This is a genomic window from Microbacterium sp. SZ1 (genome assembly GCF_002362255.1).
Taxonomy (GTDB): domain Bacteria; phylum Actinomycetota; class Actinomycetes; order Actinomycetales; family Microbacteriaceae; genus Microbacterium.
Genome location: NZ_LPVV01000005.1, coordinates 1 through 22,959 on the forward strand (window position 1 = coordinate 1; position 22,959 = coordinate 22,959).

Here is a 22,959-nt window from a genome sequence, read left to right on the forward strand (position 1 = left end):
ACCGCCGGACTCCTTTTAGACAGAGAAGCCACCCAGAGCTGGGTGGCTTCTCTGCGTTAACGCGCGTCGCGCACGGCGGCGGTACCTCATCGGTGCAGGCGCGACTCGAGCACGGATGCAGTCTCCCGCACGGCATCCGCCAGCACGCTCTCATCGCGCTCGGTGGCAGCCCACGTGACGGCGACGGCGGCGACCGGCCACGCGGCGTGGTCGCGGACGACCGCGCCGACGCTGCGGAGCCCATCGGCGATCTCGCTGTCCTCGGTCGCGTAGCCGCGCTCGCGCACGGTGCGCAGGACTTCGCGGAGCTCGCGTGGTGTGCGGGGGCCGAGTCCCGTGCGATCGGGGAATGCCGAGGCGCTCGGGTACAGCGCGCGCACCTGCTCTCGGGGGAGTGCCGCGAGCATCGCGCGGCCCGACGCGGTGAGGTGCGCGGGAAGCCGTACCCCGACGTCGGTGACGAGCGCGGGGCGCCGCGGTGCTCGCTCCTCCACGATGTAGAGCACGTCGCCCCCGCTCATGACAGCGAGGTGCGCGCTCTCGCCCAGGCGGTCGGACAGCGCGGCGACGAGTGGGCGGCCGAGACGGGCGAGGGGCTGCTGCCTCGCGTAGCCGCCCGCGAGCTCGAACGCCGAGGTGCCGAGACCCCACCGGCGCTCCTCGGCGAGGTGCAGGACGAAGCCGTGCTCGGCGAGCGTGTTGAGCAGGTGATAGACGGTGGAGCGAGGGAGTGCGAGGTCCCGCGCGATCGCCGAGGCGGCGACCGGTGCGGGGCGACCGGCGAGATAGCGCAGCATCCGGAGGGTGTTGTCGGCTGCCGGCACCTGTCCGCTCGCCGGGCGCGAGTCGCTTGCGGACATGTCTGTGATCACAGACACAGGATCCCATGGCGACCTGTGCCACACCATTGCGCGGGTGTGGAATCGAACCATGAGCTTCTCCTCCTCCGTCCTCGTGGGTGCCACCCCGCTGTCGATCGGCGACGTCGTCGCCGTCGCGCGTCACGATGCCGCAGTCGTCCTCGCGCCCGAAGCCCTCGACCGCGTGCGGCAGACCCGAATGGTCGTCGATGGACTCGCGGCCGACCCGAATCCGCACTACGGGGTCTCCACGGGCTTCGGCGCTCTCGCCACCACCTTCATCGCCGCTGACCGTCGTCGTCAGCTGCAGGCCAGCCTGATCCGCTCGCATGCCGCGGGAACGGGCGCAGAGGTCGAACGCGAGGTCGTGCGCGGCCTCCAGCTCCTCCGTCTGCAGACGCTGGCGTCCGGGCGCACGGGGGTGCGCCCCGTCGTGGTGGAGACGTACGCCGCACTGCTGAACGCAGGTATCGCCCCGGTCGTCCGCGAGTACGGCTCACTCGGCTGCTCCGGCGACCTCGCGCCACTCGCGCACATCGCGCTCGCGGCGATGGGCGAGGGGGAGGTGCGCGTCGGCGACGGCGACATCGTCCCCGCCGCCGACGCACTCGCCGCTGCAGGCATCGAGCCTCTCGAGCTCGTGGAGAAGGAGGGACTCGCCCTCATCAACGGCACCGACGGGATGCTGGCCATGCTCGCGCTCGCGCTGCACGACCTCGATGCGCTGATGCTGACGGCCGACATCGCCGCTGCGATGTCGGTCGAGTCGCAACTCGGGACGGATGCCGTCTTCGCCGCCGACCTCATGATGCTGCGGCCGCAGTTCGGGCAGGCCGAGTCCGCCCGCAACCTGCGCTCTTTCCTCGGCGGCTCGCCCCTCGTGCACAGTCACAAGGGGCCGGAGGACGGCCGGGTGCAGGACGCATACTCGCTGCGCTGCTCGCCGCAGGTGCACGGCGCCGCCCGCGACACCATGGCGCACGCGACGCTCATCGCCGACCGCGAGCTGATGAGCGTGATCGACAACCCCGTCATCACCCTCGACGGGCGGATCGAGTCGAACGGCAACTTCCACGGGGCGCCGGTCGCCGCCGTACTCGACTTCCTCGCCATCTCGGTGGCCGACGTCGCCTCGGTCTCCGAGCGACGGACCGACCGAGCGCTCGATCCCGCTCGCAGTCATGGACTCCCGCCGTTCCTGGCCCACGAGGTCGGGGTGGACTCCGGACTCATGATCCCCCAGTACGCCGCCGCCGGCATCGTCTCCGAACTGAAGCGGCTCGCGGTGCCGGCATCCGTCGACTCCATCCCGTCGTCGGCGATGCAGGAGGATCACGTGTCGATGGGATGGGCGGCCGCGCGCAAGCTGCGTCGCGCGATCGACGGGCTCGGCCGCGTGCTCGCCATCGAGATCCTCACCGGGGCGCGGGCCCTCGACCTGCGTGCGCCGCTTCAGGCCGGACCGGCGACCGGGGCGGTGCGCGACCTCGTACGCACCGTGGCCGCCGGGCCGGGACCCGACCACTACCTCTCACCCGACATGGAGGCCGTGACCGCCCTGGTGCAGTCCGGCGCCGTGGCCCGCATCGCGAAGGAGCATGCCCATGACTGACACGACCACGACCACCACCGCGACCTCAAGCACGAGGGCCGCCGCGCGCAGCGTTCGCGCTCCCCGAGGCAACCAGCGCACCGCCAAGAGCTGGGGCGCCGAGGCCGCGAAGCGGATGCTGATGAACAACCTCGATCCCGAGGTGGCCGAGCACCCCGAAGACCTCGTCGTCTACGGCGGGACGGGCCGTGCCGCTCGCAGTTGGGAGGCGTACGACGCGATCGTGCGGACCCTCGACGAGCTCGAGCCCGATGAGACACTGCTCGTGCAGTCGGGGAAGCCGGTCGGGGTGTTCCGCACGCACGAGTGGGCGCCACGGGTCCTGATCGCGAACTCGAACCTCGTCGGCGACTGGGCGACCTGGCCGGAGTTCCGGCGACTCGAACAGCTCGGACTCACCATGTACGGACAGATGACCGCCGGGTCGTGGATCTACATCGGCACGCAGGGCATCCTGCAGGGGACGTACGAGACGTTCGCCGCCGTCGCCCGTTCGCTCGGTCGCGATTCGCTGAAGGGCACACTGACCCTCACGGGCGGAGCCGGGGGCATGGGCGGAGCGCAGCCGCTCGCCGTGACCATGAACGAGGGGGTGGTGCTGATCGTCGACGTCGACGAGACCCGCCTCGCGCGACGCGTCGATCACGGTTACCTCGACGAGTACACCACCGACCTCGACGCCGCGGTGGCCCGCGTCACCGCGGCGAAGGACGCGGGAGAGGCCCTGTCCGTCGGCATCGTGGGCAATGCGGCCGAGGTGTTCCCCGAGCTGCTGCGCCGCGGCGTGGCGATCGACATCGTCACAGACCAGACGAGTGCGCACGACCCGCTCGCGTACCTTCCCGTCGGCATCCCGCTCGAGCGCTGGAAGGCGAAGGCCGCGCGCGATCCCGAGGAGTTCACGCGTCGCTCCCGCGAGTCCATGGCCGCGCACGTCGCGGCGATGGTCGGTTTCCGGGATGCCGGGGCCGCGGTCTTCGACTACGGAAACTCGATCCGTGCGGAGGCGCAGCTGGGCGGCTTCGAGCGGGCCTTCGACTTCCCGGGCTTCGTGCCCGCGTACATCCGCCCGCAGTTCGAGGAGGGGCGGGGCCCGTTCCGCTGGGCCGCCCTCTCCGGCGATCCGGAGGACATCCGCAGGACCGACCGCGCGATCGCCGACCTGTTCCCGGAGGACGCCGCGCTGCACCGCTGGCTGGAGAGGGCGGGCGAGAAGGTCCACTTCGAGGGGCTCCCGGCGAGGATCTGCTGGCTCGGCTACAAGGAGCGCCACCTCGCAGGCCTGAAGTTCAACGAGATGGTGGCTTCGGGTGAGCTCTCGGCCCCGATCGTGATCGGTCGCGACCACCTCGACGCCGGCTCCGTGGCCTCGCCGTACCGCGAGACCGAGGGGATGAAGGACGGCTCCGACGCGATCGCGGATTGGCCGCTGCTCAACGCTCTCCTCAACACGGCATCCGGCGCGTCGTGGGTCTCGCTGCACCACGGCGGCGGTGTCGGCATCGGCCGGTCGATCCACGCCGGTCAGGTCACGGTCGCCGACGGCTCCGCTCTCGCGGCGGAGAAGCTCGAGCGTGTGCTGACCAACGACCCCGGCACCGGCGTCATGCGCCACGTCGACGCCGGTTACGAGCATGCGCGGGACATCGCCCGCGAGCGCGGCCTGACGGTGCCGATCCTGTGAGTACGACGCTCATCACCGGCATCGGGGAGCTGACGACCAACGTCGGCTCGGACCCGACGGACCCCTGCGGCACCATGCACGACGCGGCCGTGCTGATCGACGGAGAACGGATCGCCTGGGTCGGCTCGGCGCACGACGCGCCGGCCGCCGATGAGATCGTGGATGCCGCGGGCCGGGCCGTGATCCCCGGTTTCGTCGACAGCCACAGCCACCTCGTCTTCGGCGGCGACCGCGCCGCCGAGTTCGAGGCGCGCATGGCCGGGCAGAAGTACGCCGCGGGCGGCATCCGCTCCACCGTCGCCGCCACGCGCGCCGCGACCGATGACGAGCTCCGCGCGCGGCTGCGCGGGTTCCTCGACGAGATGCTCGGGCAGGGCACCACCACGGTCGAGATCAAGAGCGGCTACGGTCTCTCGGTCGCCGACGAGGAGCGGCTCGTGCGCCTCGCCGCAGAGGTGACGCCCGAGGTCACGTTCCTCGGCGCGCACGTCATCCCGGTCGAGTACGCCGACGACCCCGATGGGTACGTCGACCTCGTGTGCGGCCCGATGCTCGACGCCTGTGCGCCGCAGGCCCGGTGGATCGACGTGTTCTGCGAGACCGGCGCGTTCACGGTGGGGCAGTCTCGCCGCATCCTCGAGGCGGGCATCGCGCGCGGGCTGCGAGCCCGCCTGCATGCGAGCCAGCTCGGTCCGGGCGACGGCGTGCGACTCGCGGTCGAGCTCGGGGCCGCCTCGGTCGACCACGGCACCTACCTGACGGATGCCGATGTCGTCGCGCTCGCCGGGTCGGACACCGTCCTCACGCTGCTGCCGGGGGTCGAGTTCTCGACGAGGCAGCCCTACCCCGACGCGCGGCGGCTCATCGATGCCGGCGTCACTGTCGCGCTCGCGTGCGACACGAACCCGGGGTCGAGCTTCACCTCGTCCATGCCGTTCTGCATCGTCGTCGCCGTCCGCGACATGGGGATGACCCCAGCCGAAGCGGTGTGGGCGGCGACGGCGGGCGGTGCGAGGGCGTTGCGGCGCGACGACGTCGGAATCATCGCCCCGGGAGCTCGGGCCGACCTCGTGCTGCTGAACGCGCCGACGCGGATCCACCTGGCCTACCGTCCGGGCGTGCCCCTGGTGGCGCGCGTCTGGAAGGACGGGGCCGCCGTCCGCTGACGCCGACCCCGGCCGGTCAGCGCAACGCCTCCCGTCAGCGCAGCGCCTCGGCGCAGACCACGGCCGCGGCGGCCGACCAGGCCTGCGGGCGGCATGCGGCCGGGTACGGCACGGGGCGACCGCCCGGCACGCGGGGCTCGCCGGAGTGCAGCTCCGGCACCCGGTAGTCGAAGCCCTCCGCCAGATCGAGCAATTGGGCGGCGACGTGCCGGGCCTCGTCCGCGAGACCGGCGCGCAGCATCCCGTGCACGGCGACCGCCGTGTCGTGCGTCCAGACGCTGCCGCCGTGATAGCTGAGCGGCCAGTAGCCCGCGGCATCCGTCGACATCGTGCGGATGCCGTAGCCGCTCGACATCGTCTCGCCGAGGAGCAAGTCCGCGCACGCGCGCTCCTCGTCGGCGTCGAGCAGTCCGGTCCCGATGAGGTGGCCGATGTTGCTGGTGAGGGTGTCGACCGCGGCGCCGTGGGCGTCGAGCGCGATGGCGGGGTACCGCCCCTCGGGCGTCGTGACCCAGTAGGCCGCGCGGAACCGCGTGCGCAGATCCTCCGCCCACGAGCGCAGGGCGTCGCCGCCCGGCTCGCCGAGCTCATCGAGCAGCGCCGCGCCGCGCACGGCGGCCTCGTAGGCGTAGCCCTGCACCTCGCTCAGCGCGATCGGCCCCTCGGCGAGCCGTCCGTCGCGCCATTGGATCGAGTCGCCGGAGTCTTTCCACCCCTGGTTCGCCAGGCCGTGCCCTGTGTCGTCCGCGTAGTCGATGAATCCGCTCCCGGAGGCGTCGCCGTGCACGACCATCCAGTCCAGGGCGGCGCGCAGGGCAGGGAGGAGCTCGCGCAGGTCGGGCTCCGGCATCCCCGCGTCGTGCGCGTCGGCCAGCAGACACACCCACAGCGGGGTGGCGTCGACCGTGCCGTAGTACAGCGGCGGCAGGAGCACGCCCTCGCCCGGCAGTGACAGCTCGGCGCTGCGCAGCTCGTGCGCGATCTTGCCGGGCGCCTCGGCGGTCTCGGGATCGACCGTCGTCCCCTGCAGCCGCGCGAGCACCCGCAGAGTCGAACCGGCGATCGCAGGGTCGGATGCCAGGGCGAGGCGCGCCGCCCAGATCGAGTCGCGCCCGAACAGCGTGAAGAACCAGGGGGCGCCCGCCGCGTAGAAGGCGTCATCCGGGTGGTCGGGAAGCGCGAGGCGCAGCGCGTTGAGATCGGCGGTCGCGCGGTCGAGCCAGCGGGCGGCGCGGGGATCAGCGCCCGTGCCGACGTGCCGGGTGCCGGCGGCCCGGCCCGGCGTGGTCACCACCAGGGTCGGGTCGTCGAGGTCGGCCGCCCACGACAGCTCGACGGCACCGCGCGCGGGGACCGTCGCACTCCAGGCGACGACCAGCTCGCTCCCGTCGGTCGACACGACGGCGCCCCGCGCCGAGAGAGCGAACCAAGCATCGCCGGCTCGGCAGCGCTCGCCGTCCCACGTCCAGTCCTGATCTCCGTCCTCGCCCGCCTTGACGAGCTGCATGGGCGCGAAGTCCGGTCGCACGCGCACCTCGACACCGACCTCGACGGCATCCTCGAGGTGCGAGGAGAACCGCAGCGTCTCCGCGAACCGACCGGCCGCCACCGTGCGATCCCGGTCGAGCCGCACCTTGGGATCGGCCCCCACGTCATCCAGTCCGCGCAGCAGGTCGGTGAAGCGCACGTGCTGCGGCGTCGGCGACGAGCATCCGATCGACTCGAGAGCTGTTCCGCGCACCGCGATGTCGATCCCGGCGATGTGCCGGACGTCGCCGTGGAACACCCCGTGGATCGGTGCTGTCCCGATGCGCCCTGCGCGATCGGACCAGACCTGGGTGGGGGCGTCGAGCACGATCACTGCGTCGTCGAGCAGGGGCTGGAGGTGGGGGCGGTCGGTCATTCCTTGACGGCTCCTTCGGTGGAATTCATGATTCGGCGCTGGAAGATGAAGAACATCACGGCGACGGGGATCGTCATGATGAGCGCCGCCGCCAGCTTGAGCGGGTACTGGGTGCCCTGGCTGAGCTGGCCGCTCGCGAGGGACGCGACGCCCTTCGTCAGGGTCGTCAGGCCGGGGTCGTTGGTCGACACGATGAAGTGGCTGAGCTCGTTCCACGAGCCCTGGAACGACAGGATCACGATGGTGATGAGGGCGGGCGTCGCCATCGGCAGCACGACGGACCAGAACATGCGGAACGTGCCGGCGCCGTCGATGCGCGCCTGCTCCTCGACCGACACCGGGATCGACTCGAAGAAGTTCTTCATGATGAAGACACCGGCCGCGTCCACGAGCAGCGGCAGGATCATGCCCGCGTACGAGTTGAAGATGCCCAGCTGATTGATCACGAGGAACTTCGGGATCAGCAGCACGACGGTCGGCACCGACATGACCGCCACGAGTGCGGCGAACACGACTCCGCGCCCGCGGAATCGCAGACGGGCGAGCGCGTACCCGGCGAGCGAGTTGAAGAACACGCGACCGGCGGTCACGAAGATGGTCACGATCGCGCTGTTGACGAACCAGGACGGGAAGTCGGAGTTCGCGAACAGGCGCTCGTAGGCAGCGAAGGTCCACGACTCCGGGAGGAGGTTCACGCCCGAGGCCGCGGCATCCTCATCGGTCTTGAAGCTCGTGAACACCTGGATGAGGAACGGGTAGATGTAGATCAGCGCGAGCACGATCAGCACCGCGTACAGCACGATCTGCCAGGTGAGCTGCTTTGACGAGAGTCTCATGACGCGCCTCCCTTCGTGGTGATCTCGTAGGCGCGGATCCGGCGGCGCGACACCGGCCGGTCGCGGAGCACCCAGCGCTGCAGCAGCGTGAACACGACGATGATGACGAACAGGATGAAGGCGATCGCCGCGCCCTGGCCCCACTCCTGGTCCGTGAAGGCGGTCTTGTACGAGAGGTACGCCGGGGTCAGCGTCGTCTTGCTCGGGGCGCCGCGGGTTCCGGTGTAGATCTGGTCGAACACCTGCCAGCATCCGATCAGGCCGAGAGTGAGCACCGTGAAGAGCGTCGGCCGCAGCTGGGGGAGCGTGACGCGCCAGAAGCGCTGCCAGCCGTTCGCGCCGTCCATCATCGCGGCCTCGTCGACATCGGCGCCGAGGTTCTGCAGGCCGGCGAGGAACAGCAGCATGAACGTGCCCGAGGTCGTGAAGATCGCCATGAGGATGTAGGCGCTCATCGCGATCGACGGCCCGGCGAGCCACTCCCACCAGGAGATGCCGAGCATCCCGCCACCGGTCAGCGCGGCGGGGCCGGCGTCGACGCCGACTCCGCTGAGGGCGAGATGCAGGATGCCGCGGGGGTCGTTGAACCAGTTCGGACCGTTGACGCCGAACCAGGCAAGCACGCTGTTCACCGCGCCGCTCGCCGAGAACAGGAAGAGCCAGAGCACGGTGATCGCCACGGAGCTGGTGACGGAGGGGAAGTAGTAGGCGGTGCGGAAGAACCCGCGACCGCGCAGGACGGCGCGGTTCACCAGCACCGCGAGGAAGAGCGCGATGGCGGTCTGCAGGGGGACGACGAGCAGCACGTACCAGGCGTTGTTGCGCAGGGCGGTGCCGAAGTCCTTCGTCGCGAGACCGCCGTCGGCGAGCACGGCGGAGTAGTTCTCGACGCCCACGAACGACACCGACGGTGAGAGGGGGCTGCCGCGCCCCGCCCAGTCCGACATGCTCACCCAGAGCGCCATGAGCACGGGTACGAGCAGGAAGACGCCGAGGATGACGATCACCGGCGCCGTGAACAGCCATCCGGCTGCGGCCTCGCCGCGGCGGAGCCCGGAGGCCCCTCCGCGGCGAGGCGTGGCCTGCACCGCCATGACTACTCGACGATCGCTTCGAGGTTCGACTGCACGGTGCCGAGGATCTGCGCGGGGTCACCCGTCTTCAGCGACTCGAGCTGGGCGTTGAAGTCGGCGATCACGTCGGCCGCGCCGTCCTGGTTCGGCGGGAACTGCGCGTCCTCCGCGCCGGCGAGGAACGGTGCGAGGTCGGGGTTGTCCGTCGTCCACTGGTCGGCGGCCGAGGCGATCGACGGCATCGGGCCGAAGGCCTTCGAGAACGCGAGCTGGCTGTCGGCGCTGGTCAGGTACTCGACCAGGTCGAGCGCGGCCTGCTGGTTGGGGCTGTCTGCCGCCATGCCCCAGCAGTTCGTGAACTGCAGGGTGCCCTGGCCGCCGGGGCCCTCCGGGAGCTCAGCCACGGTGTAGCCGATCGAGCTGAAGTCGTTCGCCATCGCGCCGGTGATCCAGTTGCCCTCGATCACCATCGCCGCGAGGCCCTTGCCCAGCGCCTCGCCGCCCCAGCCCGCACCGATGTCCTTCGCGAAGGCGAAGGTGCCGTCGGCGAGGTGGGTCTTGACGTAGTCCAGCGCGTCGACGTTCGCCTGGTCGTCGGCGATCGCGGTGCCGTCGTCGACGAGCCCGCCGCCGGCCTGCGCCATGAACGTGCCCACCCGCTGGTACTCGGCGCCGAACGCGAGCCCCACGTGCTCGGGGGTGGTGAGCTTCTGAGCGACCGACGCGAGGTCGTCCCAGGTCTTCGGAAGGTCGGCGTCGGTGAGTCCGGCGTCCGCCCACATCTGCGTGTTGATCACGAGCGCGAGCGTGGAGAAGTCCTTCGGTGCGCAGTAGAACGTGCCGTCGAGGGTGAAGTTCTCGACCAGCGACGGGTAGAAGTCGTCCTTGTTGGCGAGCTCGTCGCCGTAGGCCTGGAGCGACCCGTTCGACGCGTATCCCGCCATCTGCTCGGGTGCGAGGTAGAACAGGTCGGCGGGTTCACCGGCCGCGAAGCCCTGCGACAGCTCCTGGGCGAGGTCGCTCGCCACCTGGAGCTCGACGTCCGTGCCCGATTCCTCCGACCAGGCGTCGAGCGCCGACTGCACGGCCTCGGTCTCGGCGTCACCCGACGATCCGATCAGCACCGTGAGCGCGTCGTCGGACGAGCTGAGCCCCTCGGAGTCTCCCGCCGGCTCGTCGCCGGAGAAGCCGGAGCCGCATCCCGTGAGCACGAGCGTGCTGGTGAGCAGCACCGCCCCGGTGCCGAGGAGGGCGCGTGTGGTGTGCCGTGTCATGTCTCTCTCTCCTTTGATGAGGGCCTCTCGCGCAGAAATTTGAACGATCAAACTACGCATGCCATACGCTAGGTCGCGCGGACTGGACGTGTCAAGCTGCGGGATCGAGGTGTGGGATGGCGAAGGCTCCGACGGTCGAGGATGTCGCCGCGCACGCCGGCGTCTCCCGGCAGACCGTGTCGAACGTGTTGAACACTCCCGACATCGTGAAGCCCGCGACCCGGGAGCGCGTGCTCGCCTCGATCGACGAGCTCGGATATCGCCGGCACGCGGCGGCACGCAGGCTGCGCCTGCGGCGGAGCTCGACCATCGGCATCCGCCTCGATCCCTACCTCGGCGGGGTTTCGGGCGTCGTGCTCGACCGCTTCGTGCACGCGATCACCGACCGGTCCAGCGAGCGCGGGATGCGCATGCTGGTCTACGCGGCCCGCACCCCCGAGGAGGAGCTCGCGCGGCTCGCAGAGCTCTGGGAGGGGTCGGAGATCGACGCCGCGATCCTCACCGGCACCGTGCGCGACGACCAGCGGGTGGGAAGGCTGGATGCCGTCGGCCTGCCCTTCATCTCCTTCGGCCGCCCCTGGGGCGACGACGATATCGCCGACCCCACGCATCTGTGGGTCGACGTCGATGGCGCGGCGGGCACTCGCGCCGCGACAGAGCACGCGCTGCAACGGGGAGGATTCGTGAGCTTCCTCGGCTGGCCGTCGGGTTCCGGGACGGGCGACGACCGGGAACGCGGATGGCGGGAGGCGATCGACGCGTCCGGGGCGCAGGGCGCACGCATCGTCTCGGAGGATTCCGTGCAGGGTGCGCGGCACGCCATCGCCGCCGCCCTGACCGATGACACTCGCGCCGACGCCATCGTCTGTGCGAGCGATTCGCTCGCCGTCGGCGCTCTGCTCGCGCTCGCCGACGCCGGGGTGAGGATGCCCGTGATCGGATTCGACAACACGCCAACCGCCGAGGCGCTCGGATTCTCCAGCGTCGAGCAGCGACCCGAGGATGTCGCGGAGGCCGTGCTGCAGCTCTTGATGGGGCCGACCGGCGACGTGGTCTCTCCTCGACGGGTCGAGTCGGGCGAGGCGCACGCGCTCATCACACCGGAACTCGTGATCCGCTGACCTCCTCGGGTCGGCAGGCGGCGACGCAGCGGGCGCGGTATCGTTGCGACACGATGAGGATGACGCGTCGCACTCTGCTGATCGGCGCCGGCGCCGGCGTCCTGGGAGTGATTCTCTCCTCCTGCACGCCCGAGCCGGCGCCCACTCCCACGCCCAGCAGGACGCCGACGCCGAAGCCCACCGCAGGCGCGATCACGCCCGCCGCGTTCGTCCGCAGCGCGTGGACGAGCGACCCGTTCTCGCGGGGAGCAGCGAGCTACACGCCCGTCGGCACGCAGCAGAGCGCTCGCGAGGCGCTGGCGGCCCCGGTCGACGACCGTCTGTTCTTCGCCGGTGAGGCGACCGACACCGAGGCGCCGGGCACGGTCGACGCCGCGCTGCGCTCGGGCGACCGAGCCGCCGACGACGTGCAGCGGGTGGCGGGCGACGGCGAGCGGATCGCGGTGATCGGCGCGGGACTGGCCGGCGCAGCAGCGGTGTCGCGGCTCGTCGCCGCCGGGCACGAGGTCACGGTCTTCGAGGCACGCGACCGGGTCGGCGGTCGGGTGCAGTCGGTGGTCGACGAGGAGCAGTGGCCTGTTCCCGCACAGCTGGGCGGGTGGCTCTTCGCTTCCGCCGACAGCGAGATGGCCGCGCAGCTCACCCGCCTCGACATCCGTTCGACGACGCTCGGCACTCCGCTCTGGCGCTCGGCCGAGGGCGACGTCGAGCCGGTGTCGACCGAACCCGTGCAGGCGGCGATCACCGCCGGACAGCAGCAGCCCACCGACGTCGCTCTCGCCGACGCCCTGTCCGAGTCGGGCGTCGATCTCGAGGATCCCGGCATCGTCGCGCTGCTCGCGGCCGTGGCGGCATCCTCGGGTTCCGATGCCGACGAGGCGTCGACCTGGTTCCCGCCCGCTCTGCCGCCGACGGAGCTCATCGCTCCTCTCGGCGATCTCGGCGCGATCGTCGACGACCTGCTCGAGGGCGCGAAGGTCAGCCTCGCGTCTCCGGTCTCTCGCGTCGCCTACGACGACGCCGGCCTCAGCCTGAGGATCGCCACGGGGGAGTCGCTCTCCTTCGACAGGGTCGTCATCACGGTGCCGCTCGGAGTGCTGCAGGGGAAGGGGCTGGAGTTCGCCCCCGCGCTGCCGTTCGCACAGCGCGGCGCCATCGCCGAACTCGGCATGGGTCGCATCGAGACGGTCTGGATGCGGTTCGACGAGTCCCCCTTCGCCGCCACCGCTCCCGAGGAGCCCGCCGCCACCGCTCCCGAGGAGCTCGACGCCGCCGTGCCGACGGTGTGGCATGTCGTGGGCGGTGACGCGCTGATCCGCACGTGGTTCGACCTCTCGGCCGAGACGGGGGAGAGCGTCGTGGTCGGCATCGTCGGCGGCGACGCCGCCGGCGAGTTCGCAGAGCTCGATGACCAGAAGGCGCTCGAGGCGGCCATCGCGTCGCTCGCGCCGTTCCTCGCCACGCCCTGACGCGGGAGGTCGCCGGGTCACACCGGAGGTCGGTCGTGTCCCCGTCTGCGCATCCGGCTCACGAGCACGATGACCGACGCCACGGCCGCGAAGATCGCCAGCGCGATGCCGCTCGTGATGAGGAACTCCGGCGGCCCCGACACCTGTCGCGGATCGAGGAAGTAGTACGGGTACCAGCCGACGATGGGGCCTCTCCACAGGGTCACGCCGCCCCACGCGAGCGGGAAGGCGAGCGCGGTCGGCACCACCCACCACGGCACGCCGCGATGGCCCGGCGTGAGCACCCAGGCGAGGGCGGTGCAGGCCGGCAGGTAGAAGTGGAGCACCTGGTCCGACCACGGTACGTCGACGCGGATGCCGCGGAGTCCCGCCTGCCAGACGATGAGCGCGAACGCGAGCCCGGCTGTGATCGTCCAGGTGAGCACGAGGGCGAGGGAGACCGTGAACCACCGCGGGTCCGTCCTCCGCCGGAGCGCGAGCACGGCGCCGATGAGCAGCACGACGACCAGCGCGCAGTTCGACTGCACCGTGAGATAGGCGAAGAAGTTCTCCCCGGCGATCGTGGCGGAGCTGAGCCCCCAGAACATGCGATGCACGAGGGCGACGATGCACACGCTCGCCGCGGCGAGGCGCAGCACGCCGAAGACCGCTCGTGCCCTCACTGTGGCCGTCGTCCCTCCCTCGACGCGCGTCGGGTCGCGCGTCGCCCATCCGGCGAGTCTACGGAGTGCGACGGGGAGGCACCCGCAGGAGGGGTGGAATCACACTGTGCGAGAAGAAGCAAGCCCCGCGCGGAAAAGGGAGAACCGCTTCTAGATTCACGCCCATGTCAGTATCCTCCCCGTCGCGCGCCCGCAGTCGGGAGCGCGGCACCCGACGCAGCAGCCGCGGTCCTGCACTGAAGCAGCACTACAACAAGCGCGAAGCGCTGGCCGGCTACCTCTTCATCTCGCCGTGGATCATCGGCTTCCTCGTCTTCACGGCAGGGGCGATGGCGTACAGCCTGTACATCTCGTTCAGCAACTACAACCTGGCCACCAACACCGCCCGACCCGTCGGCGCCACGAACTACGCGCAGCTCTTCGAAGACCCCCGGGTCGGCGTCTCGCTCGCCAACACGCTGTTCTACGTCGTCATGGCGGTGCCGCTCGAGATCATCTTCGCGCTCATCCTCGCGCTGCTGCTCAATCGCGTCGGCCGAGGAGCGGGCATCTTCCGCACGCTCTACTACCTGCCCAAGATGACCCCGGCCGTCGCGACCGCCGCGGTGTTCTTCCTGCTGCTGAACGGCAACTCCGGCGCGATCAATCAGTTCCTGCGTCTCTTCGGCATCCAGGGTCCGCAGTGGCTCGTCGACCCGGCGTGGGTGAAGCCGAGCATCGTCATCATGACGCTGTGGACGGTCGCCGGCACGATGGTCATCTTCCTCGCCGCGCTCAAGAACGTGCCGACCGAGCTGTATGAGGTCGCATCGATCGACGGCGCGGGGGCGATCCGTCGCTTCTTCTCGATCACGCTGCCGATGATCTCCGGCGCGATGTTCTTCAACGTCATCGTGCTGTCGATCGCCGCCTTCCAGATCTTCGATCAGGCGTATCTGCTGTTCTGGCGAGATCAGAGCAACTCGTCACCCGAGGCGTCGCTCTTCTACGCGATCTACCTCTTCCAGCAGGCCTTCCGCCAGTTCAACTTCGGCTTCGCGGCGGCCATGGCCTGGCTGCTGTTCGTCATCATCATGATCATCACGCTCATCCAGGTGAAGGTCGGCAACCGATTCGTCTACTACGAGGGAGACCGTTGATGTCGTCTTCACTGCGGCAGCTGCCTCCCGCCGCCGAGTCCATCCTCGAGAACGAGACGCACGCCGTCACGGTGCCGAGCAGGTCGCGCTGGCGCCGCGCCGTGTCGCAGCCGAAGAGCCTCGCGGTGCGGATCGTCCTCGCCGTCATCCTGATCGGTTTCGGCCTCCTCTTCCTCTACCCGTTCGTGTGGCTGCTGGCGGCGAGTTTCAAGCCACGGGGCGAGGTCTTCGACAACTCGCTCATCCCGAAGACGTTCATCCCCGAGAACTACATCGAGGTGTGGAACCAGCTCCCCCTGCTCAGCTGGATGTGGAACAGCATCGCGATCGCCCTGCTCGCGGCGGGCACCGTCGCGATCTCGAGCTCGATCGTCGCCTTCGGCTTCGCGTACTTCAAGTTCCCCGGCCGTGGACTGCTCTTCGGCCTGGTCCTGGCCACCATGATGCTGCCCGGCGCCGTCACGATGATCCCGATCTACCTGATCTGGAAGGAGACGGGGATGCTGGGCACGTGGGTGCCGCTGTGGGGCATGAACCTCTTCGGATCCGCGTTCTACATCTTCCTGCAACGACAGTTCTTCCTCGGGCTGCCCCGCGAGCTCTTCGAAGCCGCGCGTCTCGACGGGGCCAGCTACTGGGGGCTGTTCTGGCGCATCGCGATGCCGCTGTCGATCCCGTCGTTCATCATCGTGTTCCTGTTCGAGTTCCAGGCGAGCTGGAACAACCTGCAGGCCGCGCTCATCTACCTCAACGCGGGGTCCGTCGACGAGTTCACGGCACCGCTCGGCATCGCCTACGCCATGACGAAGTACAGCCCGACGGCCGGCGGTCACGGCGACTATCAGTACGTCATGGTGGCGTCCCTGATCGTGACCCTGCCGATGCTCATCCTCTTCGCCTTCGGGCAGCGCTACTTCATCGAGGGCGTCGCCACACAGGGGCGGAAGGGCTGACGCGACAACACACGTCCATCGACCGATACGACGACACGCACAGCAACCGAAAGAAGGAATGACATGCGCAAGCGCATCCTGGGATTCGCCGCCATGGCCGCGGCATCCGCCATCGTGCTCGCGGGCTGCAGCGGGGGAGGAGCGGGCGAAGGCGGCGCGGATGCCGACTTCGACGCCGAACCCACAGGCACCCTCAACGCGTGGGGCTTCGAGAACGCCGACGACGTGGGGCAGTCCCGTGTCGACTACGCAGCCGAGCAGCTCGGCGAGGTCGAAGTGGACCTCGACGCGACCGCGTTCGACGCGCAGAAGTTCACCACCCGCATCGCGAGCGGCGATGTGCCGGACGTCGTGCAGATGGACCGCCGCTACGTCACGACGTACGCCGCGCAGGGACTGATCATGCCGCTCGACGAGTGCTTCGCGGCGCAGGACGTCGAGCCCCGTGACCACTGGTATCCGTTCGTGGTCGACGACGTCACATACGACGACGAGGTCTGGGCCGTGCCGCAGTTCTACCAGCCGCCGGCCATCATCGTGAACAAGACGGTGCTCGCCGAGGCGGGCGTCACACCCGACCAGTTCGACACGTCGAACCCCGAGGGCCTGATCGATGCGATCGGCAAGATCTACCAGGAGTCGGGCGGCGTGCCGTCGCGCCTGGGCTTCGATCCCGTCGCGACCGGCCAGGGCGGGCTCTGGATCCTCGCGATGGGCGGGCAGCTCAACGACGAGGACGGGGCGCCGACGCTCGACGACCCGAGCAACCTCGCGGGCATCGAGCTGCTGAAGCAGATCACCGACGCCCAGGGCGGTTTCGCCGCGGTGAAGAGCTTCACCGACTCGTTCGACACGTTCGGCGACAACAACCAGTACGTGGCGGGGCAGGTCGGCGCACAGGTCAACGCGCAGTGGTACCCGAACGTGCTCGGGCCGTACGCGGATCAGATCGACATCGAGGCCGTCCCCTTCCGCGACAAGGACGGCGAGCCGTTCTCGGTCGCATCCGGCACGGCGTTCGTGGTGCCGGTCGGCGCGAAGAACCCGGCGGCGGCGTGCGCGTGGATGGTGAACCTCACCTCGGACGACGCGTGGATGGCGGCGGGCGAGGCTCGTGCGCAGACGCTGAAGGACGACGGCGGACTCAACACCGGCCTGTTCACGGGATCGCCGGCGTCCGACCAGGCGATCCGCGACCAGTTCGTGACCGAGACCGGCAATGCCGGGTTCGATCAGGTCATCTCGACGTTCTACGACGTCGTCGGGTACGGTCAGTCGTTCGGATCCTCGCCCGCCGGGCAGGAGATCCAGAACGAGCTGAACAACGCGATCACCGCCGCGCTGCTCGGCGACAAGGAGCCAGAGGAGGCTCTCGCCGACGCGCAGCAGGCCGCGATGCGCGCGTACGAGAACGCCACGGCCGGCTGACCGGATGCTGCCGAAGGGGCGGGTCGACGTGGTCGATCCGCCCCTTCGTCGCGACCGGACGGCGGACGCGCGCACGGATGCATGCCGAGAACACGGATGCAGGTCGGATCGCCGGGGTCCGACCTGCACGTGTGTTCCCGACCTGCATCCTGCTCTCCAGACCGTCAGACGGGTTCGACCGAGAAGCGGAACGCCGCCCCCTGGCGGAACGGCTCGACGATCTCGACGTTCTCGAACGCCGGTCCGCCGGGGATCGACGAGCTGCTCGCCCAATATGCCCAGCGCGCGTTCACCCGCGCCTCGAGGTCGGGGTGCGGATCGTCGACGCGCCAGCTCTGCACCGAACGCCCGCCGAGGAACCGCCAATGGTCGGCGGTTCCGTGCGCGTACTCGACCGACCACGGATCTTCTTCGTCCCCGACGGCCTCGACGATCGCTGCCCCGCCGTCGCGAACCAGCTCGGCGAGACCGAACCGCGCGTGCTCCGTGAAGGCCGTGCCGGTGAATCCCGGCCACAGGTCCGCCGGGCTGACGGTGCGGTCCGCGAGCCGCAGCACGCGCAGTCGCGCCCAGTTGCCCATGGTGGCCGTGAGTACGAGGTGGGCGAGCGGCACGGACCCCTCGTTCGCGAACCCCGCGACCTCGACCTCATGCGGGCGGTCGGCGCGGAACCTCACCCGTACGCGTACATCGGCCCCGTTGTCGAAGCGCTCGACGCCGATCCACACCGTCAGGGTCTCGACCCCGTCGATTTCCGCGACGACGCCGCGGGCGAGCTCCCCCGACCCGTCGGGCTGAGCCGCGGCATCCGCGTCGTCGGCCGACCAGAGCCGCTTGCCGCGCTCGCCCGGGTCGAGCGAGCTCGGCTCCAGCTCCGAGAATCCGCGCTCCGTCCGCCCCTGTGGGATCGGTTCGACGGCGATGAAGTTCACGAGGCGTTCCGGCGGGTGGTCGAGGTAGGGCGCATAGACGCGCAGGAGTCCACGCGGGCCGGGGAGGGGAGGGATGCCGATCTGGATGCCGCCGCGGTGGCCCCACCGCGGCTCACCGTCGGCGCGCAGCCACGGTCCTTCGGTCGATGCGGACATGCCTCAGACCCTAGTGCGATGAAATCGATTTCGCTAGGTTCGATGCCAAGCGCGGTGTTCCCGCACCGCCGATCGAGGAGGATCATGCGCCGTGCATCCGCATCCCACCGCCGCCTCGCCGCGGCATCCGTCATCCTGACCCTGGGGCTCTCCGGCTGCGCCGCAGGCACCGGCGTGAGCGTGGATCCGGACCCCGATAAGCCGTTCGTGCTGGAGGGTGTCTCGAACCTCGCCGAGATCGCACAGCTCACCGGACCCGGCGCCATGAATGACACGGCGTCGGTGTCGGTGGCCGGCACCGATCTCGGGTCGATGACGAACGTCGGCGATCGCACGTTCTTCTTCTTCGGCGACACGTTCGGGGAGCGCGACCCGGAGTCCATCGGCGGGCAAGGCGGGTTCTGGCGGTCGAACGTCGCCGCCTGGACGGAGGACGACGATCCGACCGACGGCATCGACTTCGACGGGTGGGTGACCGACGACATCGGGCTCGCTGAGGCGCTGATCGAGGGCGATCACGACGCCAACGGCGCCGAGGGCGAGGTCACGAAGATCCCGACCTACGGCTTCACGATCGACGACGCGATCTACGTCTCGTACATGTCCGTGCGCTTCTGGGGCGAGCCCGGCGCCTGGGATGCGAACCGGTCGGCGCTCATCGTCTCGCGCGACGGCGGGGAATCATGGAATCCGGTCGAAGGCGTGGAATGGGCCGGCGACTCGAACTTCGTGCAGGTCGCGACCGCCGAGGTGAACGAGGGCGGGGAGGGCTGGATCTACTTCTGGTCCATCCCGTCGGGGCGCTTCGGCAGCGTGCAGCTCATGCGCGTCCGGGCTACCGAGGACGCGGTCGAGAACCAGTCCGCCTACTCCTACTTCGCCGGACTGGACGGAGGGGTGCCCACCTGGAGCGACGACATGGCGGATGCCGAGACGGTGGTCGACGGCACGATCGGCGAGCTCTCGGTCATGTGGTCGACGTACCTGGAGCGGTGGATCATGACCTACTCCGATGCGGGCAACGCGTACATCCGGGAGGGCATCACCCCGTGGGGTCCGTGGGGCGATCCGCTCGAGCTCGTGCCGGGCGGCGAGTACGAGGGGCTTTACTCGCCGTACCTCAATCCGCGGTACGTGACGGAGGAGGGAAGGCGCATCCACTTCACCCTGTCGCTCTGGGGGCCGTACAACGTGTTCTGGTTCTCCGCCGACCTTGATCGGGTGAAGTGACGCGTGGATCCCTTGCTTATGAAATCGATTTCGCCTACTCTGGCGCTTACCCGGTCACCGAGGACCGTCGGCTGGGCCGGTGGGTTTCGGCGACAGCCGAGCACACAGCAGCGACTCGACGAGGAGTCCGTTCCTGAGGAGGAACTCATGAGAATCACCCCACGCACCCGCAGGGCGACGGTCGCCGCTCTCGGGGCACTGACCGTAGGCGTCATGATCGCCGGCTGCGGGTCGAGCACCCCCGGCGAGTCGGCCGACTCCGGCGGCGAGGACGGCGTCACCACGATTCAGTTCTGGCACCGCAACTTCACGCCTGTCGAGAACGAGTGGTACGAGAACATCATCAAGGAGTTCAACGACTCGCAGGACGAGATCAAGGTCGTCGGCACGCAGGTGCCGGGTGATGCCTGGGATCAGAAGATGAAGGCCGCGCAGGCGGCCGGCAAGGCCCCCGACATCTACACGCACCCCGGCAGCATCCAGGACGCGGTGAACGCGGGGCAGCTGCATGAGCTGAACGGCATCGTGCCCGACGACGCGCTCGCCGAGATCTCGGACGCCGCCAAGCCCGTCTCCGAGATCGACGGCACCTACTACGCCTACCCGCTGCTGCTCGAGCCGCAGGCCGTGCTGTTCTGGAACAAGGACCTGCTCGACGCAGCGGGCGTCGACTCCGAACAGGGCCCGACGACGTGGGACGAGCTCATGGACGCGTGCGCGAAGATCCAGCCCACGCTCGCCGACGGGCAGTACTGCATCTCGCCGGCGCAGGACGCCGCGACGTTCGCGTGGTCGACCGTCGGACAGCAGTACAACTTCGCCGGGCACACCGCGCTGAACGCCGACTGGACCGCCGCCGACATCGATGACGCCGGATACCGCGACATGATGACCCAGTACAAGACGCTGTGGGACGAGGGGTACATGCCCAAGCAGCCGCTCGCCGACTACGGCGGTGGCAAGGACTTCGGGGAGGAGAAGGTCGCGTTCAAGGTCTCCGGATCGTGGATGCTGTCGGAGATCGGCTCCGACTACGCCGACGTGCTCGGTAAGACCGGCATCGGTCCGATGGTGAACTCGGCGGAGGCCGACGGCCGCACGGCCACCACCCTCGGCAACTTCAAGTGGGTCGTCGACGCGAAGACCAAGAACGCTGAAGCCGCCGGTGAGTTTCTCTCCTGGGCCATCGCGGGAGACCCCGAGAACCTCGTGCCGTTCTTCGTCGACACGCAGTTCACCAAGGCGCCGGTGCGGCAGTCGGTGCAGGATGCCGTCGCCGCCGACCCGAAGGCCGCCGACGCCCCGTGGTCGTCGGTCATCACCGAGGAGATCGCCCCGAACGCGATCCCCGAGCCCACCTATCCGTGGGACGTCTCGCTCGCGGTCGGCACCGCCTTCGAGTCGGTCATGAAGGGGTCGGCCTCGCCGGATGCCGCGATCGACACGGCGAACAAGGCGATCCAGACGGTCATCGATCGCGAGGGTCTCGCCGACAAGGCGCCGAGCGAGTAGGACCCGGATGACGGGGGTCGGCGCCCGAGCGCCGGCCCCGCGTACGGGATCACGACACCACGAGGGAACGGGTGAGCCGATGATGGTCAGTGCAGTCTCGACGGAGCGACGGGCGGTGAAACGCCAGGCGGACGTGCGCAGGTATCGCGACACGAAAGTGGCGTACCTCTTCCTCCTCCCGGTGGCCGGCCTCCTGGGGATATTCGTGATCTGGCCGGCGATCTACGCCGGGTTCCTGTCGTTCCAGAACTGGAGCTTCTACAAGGACCCCGAGTTCGTCGGCTTCCGCAACTTCACGGCCGTCCTCAGCGATCCGCTGTTCTGGGCGTCGGTCGGCCGCGGCTTCGCCTTCGTCGCGATGACGGTGCCGCCCATGCTCGTGCTCGCGTTCTTCTTCGCGAGCCTCGTCGTGAGCGTGTCGCGTCGCTTCGCCAGCATCCTCAAGGTCAGCATCTACATCCCGACGATCATCTCGTCGGTCATCACGTCGATCATCTTCGTGCTGATGTACGACTACTCGGGCGGGCTGCTCAACTGGTTCCTCGGCATCTTCGGCGTCGACCCGATCGCGTGGATCGGCGACCCGGCCTGGGCGCTGCTCGCGATCGCCATCCCCGCGATCTGGCTGGGCATGGGACTGACATCGCTCATCATGGTCGCGGCGATGGTCGACATCCCCACCGAGTTCTACGAGGCGGCCGCCATGGAGGGCGCGAACTGGTGGCAGAAGACCGCGTTCATCACGTTGCCGCAGATGAAGAACATCATCCTGTACCTGCTCATCACCGGCTTCGTCGCCGCGATCCAGCAGTTCGAGCTGCCGCTCGTGATGACGGGCGGCGGGCCGCTGGACTCGACCACCCTGCCGAACCTGTTCATCTTCAACCACTTCCGCAACGACATCAACGTCGGCTACTCGATCGCGGCGGCGCTGGTCATGTTCGTCGTGCTCGGCACGGTGTCGGCGATCGTCTTCAAGTTCGTCAACTCGGAGAGGCTGGTGGACTGATGGTCACCATCGCGCCGCAGGACACCACGCGCGGGATCGTTCTGGCGGGGACCGAGCCGCCTCGGCGGGCTCGGCTGCCCAGGACCCCCGGATCGTGGGCGACGGTCATCGCCAAGCTCCTCGCCGGGGCGGTGTTCCTCGTGGCGGCGCTGTTCCCGCTCGCGTGGATGGTGATCGCGGGATTCAAGTCGAAGACGGAGGTCATCCAGACCCCGTTCCAGTTCTTCCCCGAGGTGTGGCGCTGGGAGAACTATGCGCAGATCCTCGCCGACCCCACATTCACCCGAACGATGCTGTGGACGTTCGGCGGAGCGGTGCTCTTCACGCTGCTGAGCCTGACCGTCAACTCGCTCGCGGCCTACGCGTTCGCTCGTCTCGACTTCCGGTTCCAGCGCACCCTGTGGGTCATCGTCATCACGACCATGTTCATCCCCGGCATGACGATCCTGCTCACGAGCTTCATCGTCGTGACCCGGCTGTCGATGCTCGACACGCTCGCCGTGCTGGTGCTGCCTGGAGCTGCGAGCGCCGGCACGGTGTTCTTCATCCGCCAGTTCTATCTGAACATCCCCGCGAGTCTCGAGGAGGCAGCGATGCTCGACGGGTGCGGACGATTCGCGATCTTCGTGCGCATCTTCCTGCCCCTGTCGAAGCCGCCGTTCGTCGTCATGGGCATCACCTCGTTCCTCGCCTACTGGAACTCGTACGTGTGGCCCATCCTCACGATCACCACGCCGGAACGCTTCGTGGTGCAGCAGTTCCTCGCGACGTTCCGCTCCGAGCGCACGAGCGAGCTCGGACTCCTCATGGCCGGCTCCGTGCTGGCCGCGGCGCCCGTCATGATCCTGTTCCTCATCTTCCAGCGCCAGATCATCGGAAACATCAAGATGGCCGGTCTGAAGTAGGCCGACTCACAGAGAGCGACACACAAGGAAAGAGG

The 22,959-nt window shown here is 69.3% G+C and carries 19 protein-coding genes; 12 read left to right on the top strand and 7 right to left on the bottom strand.

The features are described from left to right. Positions 1 to 86: 86 nt before the first annotated feature. Entirely contained in the window at positions 87 to 860 is a 774-nt protein-coding gene (locus tag AUC47_RS05495) for an IclR family transcriptional regulator (RefSeq protein ID WP_096714253.1), read from the bottom strand. A 70-nt stretch (positions 861 to 930) separates the two neighbouring features. On the opposite strand from AUC47_RS05495, the gene hutH reads away from it, so the two are divergent. The 3 genes from hutH to hutI are packed head-to-tail and all read left to right on the top strand — an operon-like array spanning position 931 to position 5,322. Continuing rightward, positions 931 to 2,472, top strand: coding sequence for a histidine ammonia-lyase (gene hutH, locus AUC47_RS05500; protein ID WP_096714214.1), 1,542 nt, complete (start codon positions 931 to 933; stop codon positions 2,470 to 2,472). Next, positions 2,465 to 4,156 (top strand): urocanate hydratase, encoded by a 1,692-nt coding sequence (gene hutU, locus AUC47_RS05505; protein ID WP_096714215.1) that lies wholly within the window; start codon positions 2,465 to 2,467, stop codon positions 4,154 to 4,156. The genes hutH and hutU overlap by 8 nt, the downstream gene beginning before the upstream one ends. Further along, positions 4,153 to 5,322, top strand: a complete 1,170-nt coding sequence (gene hutI, locus AUC47_RS05510; RefSeq protein ID WP_096714216.1) for an imidazolonepropionase — start codon at positions 4,153 to 4,155, stop codon at positions 5,320 to 5,322. Before hutU ends, hutI begins: the two co-directional genes overlap by 4 nt. 34 nt (positions 5,323 to 5,356) lie before the next feature. On the opposite strand, the gene AUC47_RS05515 is transcribed toward hutI, so the two are convergent. From AUC47_RS05515 to AUC47_RS05530, 4 genes are read right to left on the bottom strand one after another with little or no spacing between them, the layout of a single operon-like run. Then, positions 5,357 to 7,225 carry a glycogen debranching N-terminal domain-containing protein gene (locus AUC47_RS05515; protein ID WP_096714217.1) on the bottom strand — a complete coding sequence of 623 codons (1,869 nt, stop codon included), beginning with the start codon at positions 7,223 to 7,225 and terminating at the stop codon, positions 5,357 to 5,359. Beyond that, positions 7,222 to 8,061, bottom strand: coding sequence for a carbohydrate ABC transporter permease (locus AUC47_RS05520; RefSeq protein WP_096714218.1), 840 nt, complete (start codon positions 8,059 to 8,061; stop codon positions 7,222 to 7,224). The genes AUC47_RS05515 and AUC47_RS05520 overlap by 4 nt, the downstream gene beginning before the upstream one ends. Then, positions 8,058 to 9,155: a carbohydrate ABC transporter permease gene (locus tag AUC47_RS05525; RefSeq protein WP_096714219.1), complete on the bottom strand. Its 1,098-nt coding sequence runs from the start codon at positions 9,153 to 9,155 to the stop codon at positions 8,058 to 8,060. The genes AUC47_RS05520 and AUC47_RS05525 overlap by 4 nt, the downstream gene beginning before the upstream one ends. A gap of 2 nt (positions 9,156 to 9,157) precedes the next feature. Next, positions 9,158 to 10,408, bottom strand: a complete 1,251-nt coding sequence (locus tag AUC47_RS05530; protein ID WP_096714220.1) for a sugar ABC transporter substrate-binding protein — start codon at positions 10,406 to 10,408, stop codon at positions 9,158 to 9,160. A gap of 116 nt (positions 10,409 to 10,524) precedes the next feature. On the opposite strand from AUC47_RS05530, the gene AUC47_RS05535 reads away from it, so the two are divergent. Together AUC47_RS05535 and AUC47_RS05540 are read left to right on the top strand one after the other, a co-directional pair. Further along, positions 10,525 to 11,529, top strand: coding sequence for a LacI family DNA-binding transcriptional regulator (locus AUC47_RS05535; protein WP_096714221.1), 1,005 nt, complete (start codon positions 10,525 to 10,527; stop codon positions 11,527 to 11,529). A gap of 59 nt (positions 11,530 to 11,588) precedes the next feature. Next, on the top strand, positions 11,589 to 12,998 hold the full coding sequence (locus AUC47_RS05540; protein ID WP_256999456.1) for a flavin monoamine oxidase family protein: 1,410 nt from the start codon (positions 11,589 to 11,591) through the stop codon (positions 12,996 to 12,998). Between the two features lie 17 nt (positions 12,999 to 13,015). On the opposite strand, the gene AUC47_RS05545 is transcribed toward AUC47_RS05540, so the two are convergent. Continuing rightward, positions 13,016 to 13,660: a Pr6Pr family membrane protein gene (locus AUC47_RS05545; RefSeq protein WP_256999457.1), complete on the bottom strand. Its 645-nt coding sequence runs from the start codon at positions 13,658 to 13,660 to the stop codon at positions 13,016 to 13,018. A gap of 164 nt (positions 13,661 to 13,824) precedes the next feature. Here AUC47_RS05545 and AUC47_RS05550 point away from each other — a divergent pair, with 164 nt between their 5' ends. From AUC47_RS05550 to AUC47_RS05560, 3 genes are all read left to right on the top strand, one after another. Beyond that, positions 13,825 to 14,799, top strand: coding sequence for a carbohydrate ABC transporter permease (locus AUC47_RS05550; protein ID WP_096714223.1), 975 nt, complete (start codon positions 13,825 to 13,827; stop codon positions 14,797 to 14,799). After that, positions 14,799 to 15,752: a carbohydrate ABC transporter permease gene (locus AUC47_RS05555; protein WP_096714224.1), complete on the top strand. Its 954-nt coding sequence runs from the start codon at positions 14,799 to 14,801 to the stop codon at positions 15,750 to 15,752. Before AUC47_RS05550 ends, AUC47_RS05555 begins: the two co-directional genes overlap by 1 nt. Positions 15,753 to 15,815: 63 nt before the next feature. Then, the gene (locus tag AUC47_RS05560; protein ID WP_096714225.1) at positions 15,816 to 17,180 is read left to right on the top strand and encodes an extracellular solute-binding protein; all 1,365 of its coding nucleotides are present in this window, start codon (positions 15,816 to 15,818) and stop codon (positions 17,178 to 17,180) included. A 164-nt stretch (positions 17,181 to 17,344) separates the two neighbouring features. Here AUC47_RS05560 and AUC47_RS05565 read toward each other — a convergent pair whose 3' ends face one another. Then, a complete protein-coding gene (locus AUC47_RS05565; RefSeq protein WP_256999458.1) occupies positions 17,345 to 18,268 on the bottom strand; it encodes a hypothetical protein in 924 nt (307 codons plus the stop codon). Between the two features lie 84 nt (positions 18,269 to 18,352). Between AUC47_RS05565 and AUC47_RS05570 the strand changes: the two genes are divergently transcribed. The 4 genes from AUC47_RS05570 (at position 18,353) to AUC47_RS05585 (ending at position 22,924) form a co-directional block, all read left to right on the top strand. Then, positions 18,353 to 19,498, top strand: coding sequence for a DUF4185 domain-containing protein (locus AUC47_RS05570; RefSeq protein WP_096714226.1), 1,146 nt, complete (start codon positions 18,353 to 18,355; stop codon positions 19,496 to 19,498). Between the two features lie 147 nt (positions 19,499 to 19,645). Further along, positions 19,646 to 21,010, top strand: coding sequence for an ABC transporter substrate-binding protein (locus AUC47_RS05575; RefSeq protein WP_096714227.1), 1,365 nt, complete (start codon positions 19,646 to 19,648; stop codon positions 21,008 to 21,010). A gap of 79 nt (positions 21,011 to 21,089) precedes the next feature. Further along, positions 21,090 to 22,019: a carbohydrate ABC transporter permease gene (locus AUC47_RS05580; RefSeq protein WP_256999459.1), complete on the top strand. Its 930-nt coding sequence runs from the start codon at positions 21,090 to 21,092 to the stop codon at positions 22,017 to 22,019. After that, positions 22,019 to 22,924, top strand: a complete 906-nt coding sequence (locus AUC47_RS05585) for a carbohydrate ABC transporter permease (RefSeq protein WP_096714228.1) — start codon at positions 22,019 to 22,021, stop codon at positions 22,922 to 22,924. Before AUC47_RS05580 ends, AUC47_RS05585 begins: the two co-directional genes overlap by 1 nt. Positions 22,925 to 22,959 lie beyond the last annotated feature (35 nt).

What these genes read in the sequence shown, in the direction of transcription:
- AUC47_RS05495 (WP_096714253.1), bottom strand. Translation starts at nt 860, where the DNA reads ATGTCCGCAAGCGACTCGCGCCCGGCGAGCGGACAGGTGCCGGCAGCC.
- hutH (WP_096714214.1), top strand. Translation starts at nt 931, where the DNA reads ATGAGCTTCTCCTCCTCCGTCCTCGTGGGTGCCACCCCGCTGTCGATC.
- hutU (WP_096714215.1), top strand. Translation starts at nt 2,465, where the DNA reads ATGACTGACACGACCACGACCACCACCGCGACCTCAAGCACGAGGGCC.
- AUC47_RS05515 (WP_096714217.1), bottom strand. Translation starts at nt 7,225, where the DNA reads ATGACCGACCGCCCCCACCTCCAGCCCCTGCTCGACGACGCAGTGATC.
- AUC47_RS05520 (WP_096714218.1), bottom strand. Translation starts at nt 8,061, where the DNA reads ATGAGACTCTCGTCAAAGCAGCTCACCTGGCAGATCGTGCTGTACGCG.
- AUC47_RS05525 (WP_096714219.1), bottom strand. Translation starts at nt 9,155, where the DNA reads ATGGCGGTGCAGGCCACGCCTCGCCGCGGAGGGGCCTCCGGGCTCCGC.
- AUC47_RS05530 (WP_096714220.1), bottom strand. Translation starts at nt 10,408, where the DNA reads ATGACACGGCACACCACACGCGCCCTCCTCGGCACCGGGGCGGTGCTG.
- AUC47_RS05535 (WP_096714221.1), top strand. Translation starts at nt 10,525, where the DNA reads ATGGCGAAGGCTCCGACGGTCGAGGATGTCGCCGCGCACGCCGGCGTC.
- AUC47_RS05540 (WP_256999456.1), top strand. Translation starts at nt 11,589, where the DNA reads ATGACGCGTCGCACTCTGCTGATCGGCGCCGGCGCCGGCGTCCTGGGA.
- AUC47_RS05550 (WP_096714223.1), top strand. Translation starts at nt 13,825, where the DNA reads ATGTCAGTATCCTCCCCGTCGCGCGCCCGCAGTCGGGAGCGCGGCACC.
- AUC47_RS05555 (WP_096714224.1), top strand. Translation starts at nt 14,799, where the DNA reads ATGTCGTCTTCACTGCGGCAGCTGCCTCCCGCCGCCGAGTCCATCCTC.
- AUC47_RS05560 (WP_096714225.1), top strand. Translation starts at nt 15,816, where the DNA reads ATGCGCAAGCGCATCCTGGGATTCGCCGCCATGGCCGCGGCATCCGCC.
- AUC47_RS05565 (WP_256999458.1), bottom strand. Translation starts at nt 18,268, where the DNA reads ATGTCCGCATCGACCGAAGGACCGTGGCTGCGCGCCGACGGTGAGCCG.
- AUC47_RS05570 (WP_096714226.1), top strand. Translation starts at nt 18,353, where the DNA reads ATGCGCCGTGCATCCGCATCCCACCGCCGCCTCGCCGCGGCATCCGTC.
- AUC47_RS05575 (WP_096714227.1), top strand. Translation starts at nt 19,646, where the DNA reads ATGAGAATCACCCCACGCACCCGCAGGGCGACGGTCGCCGCTCTCGGG.
- AUC47_RS05580 (WP_256999459.1), top strand. Translation starts at nt 21,090, where the DNA reads ATGATGGTCAGTGCAGTCTCGACGGAGCGACGGGCGGTGAAACGCCAG.
- AUC47_RS05585 (WP_096714228.1), top strand. Translation starts at nt 22,019, where the DNA reads ATGGTCACCATCGCGCCGCAGGACACCACGCGCGGGATCGTTCTGGCG.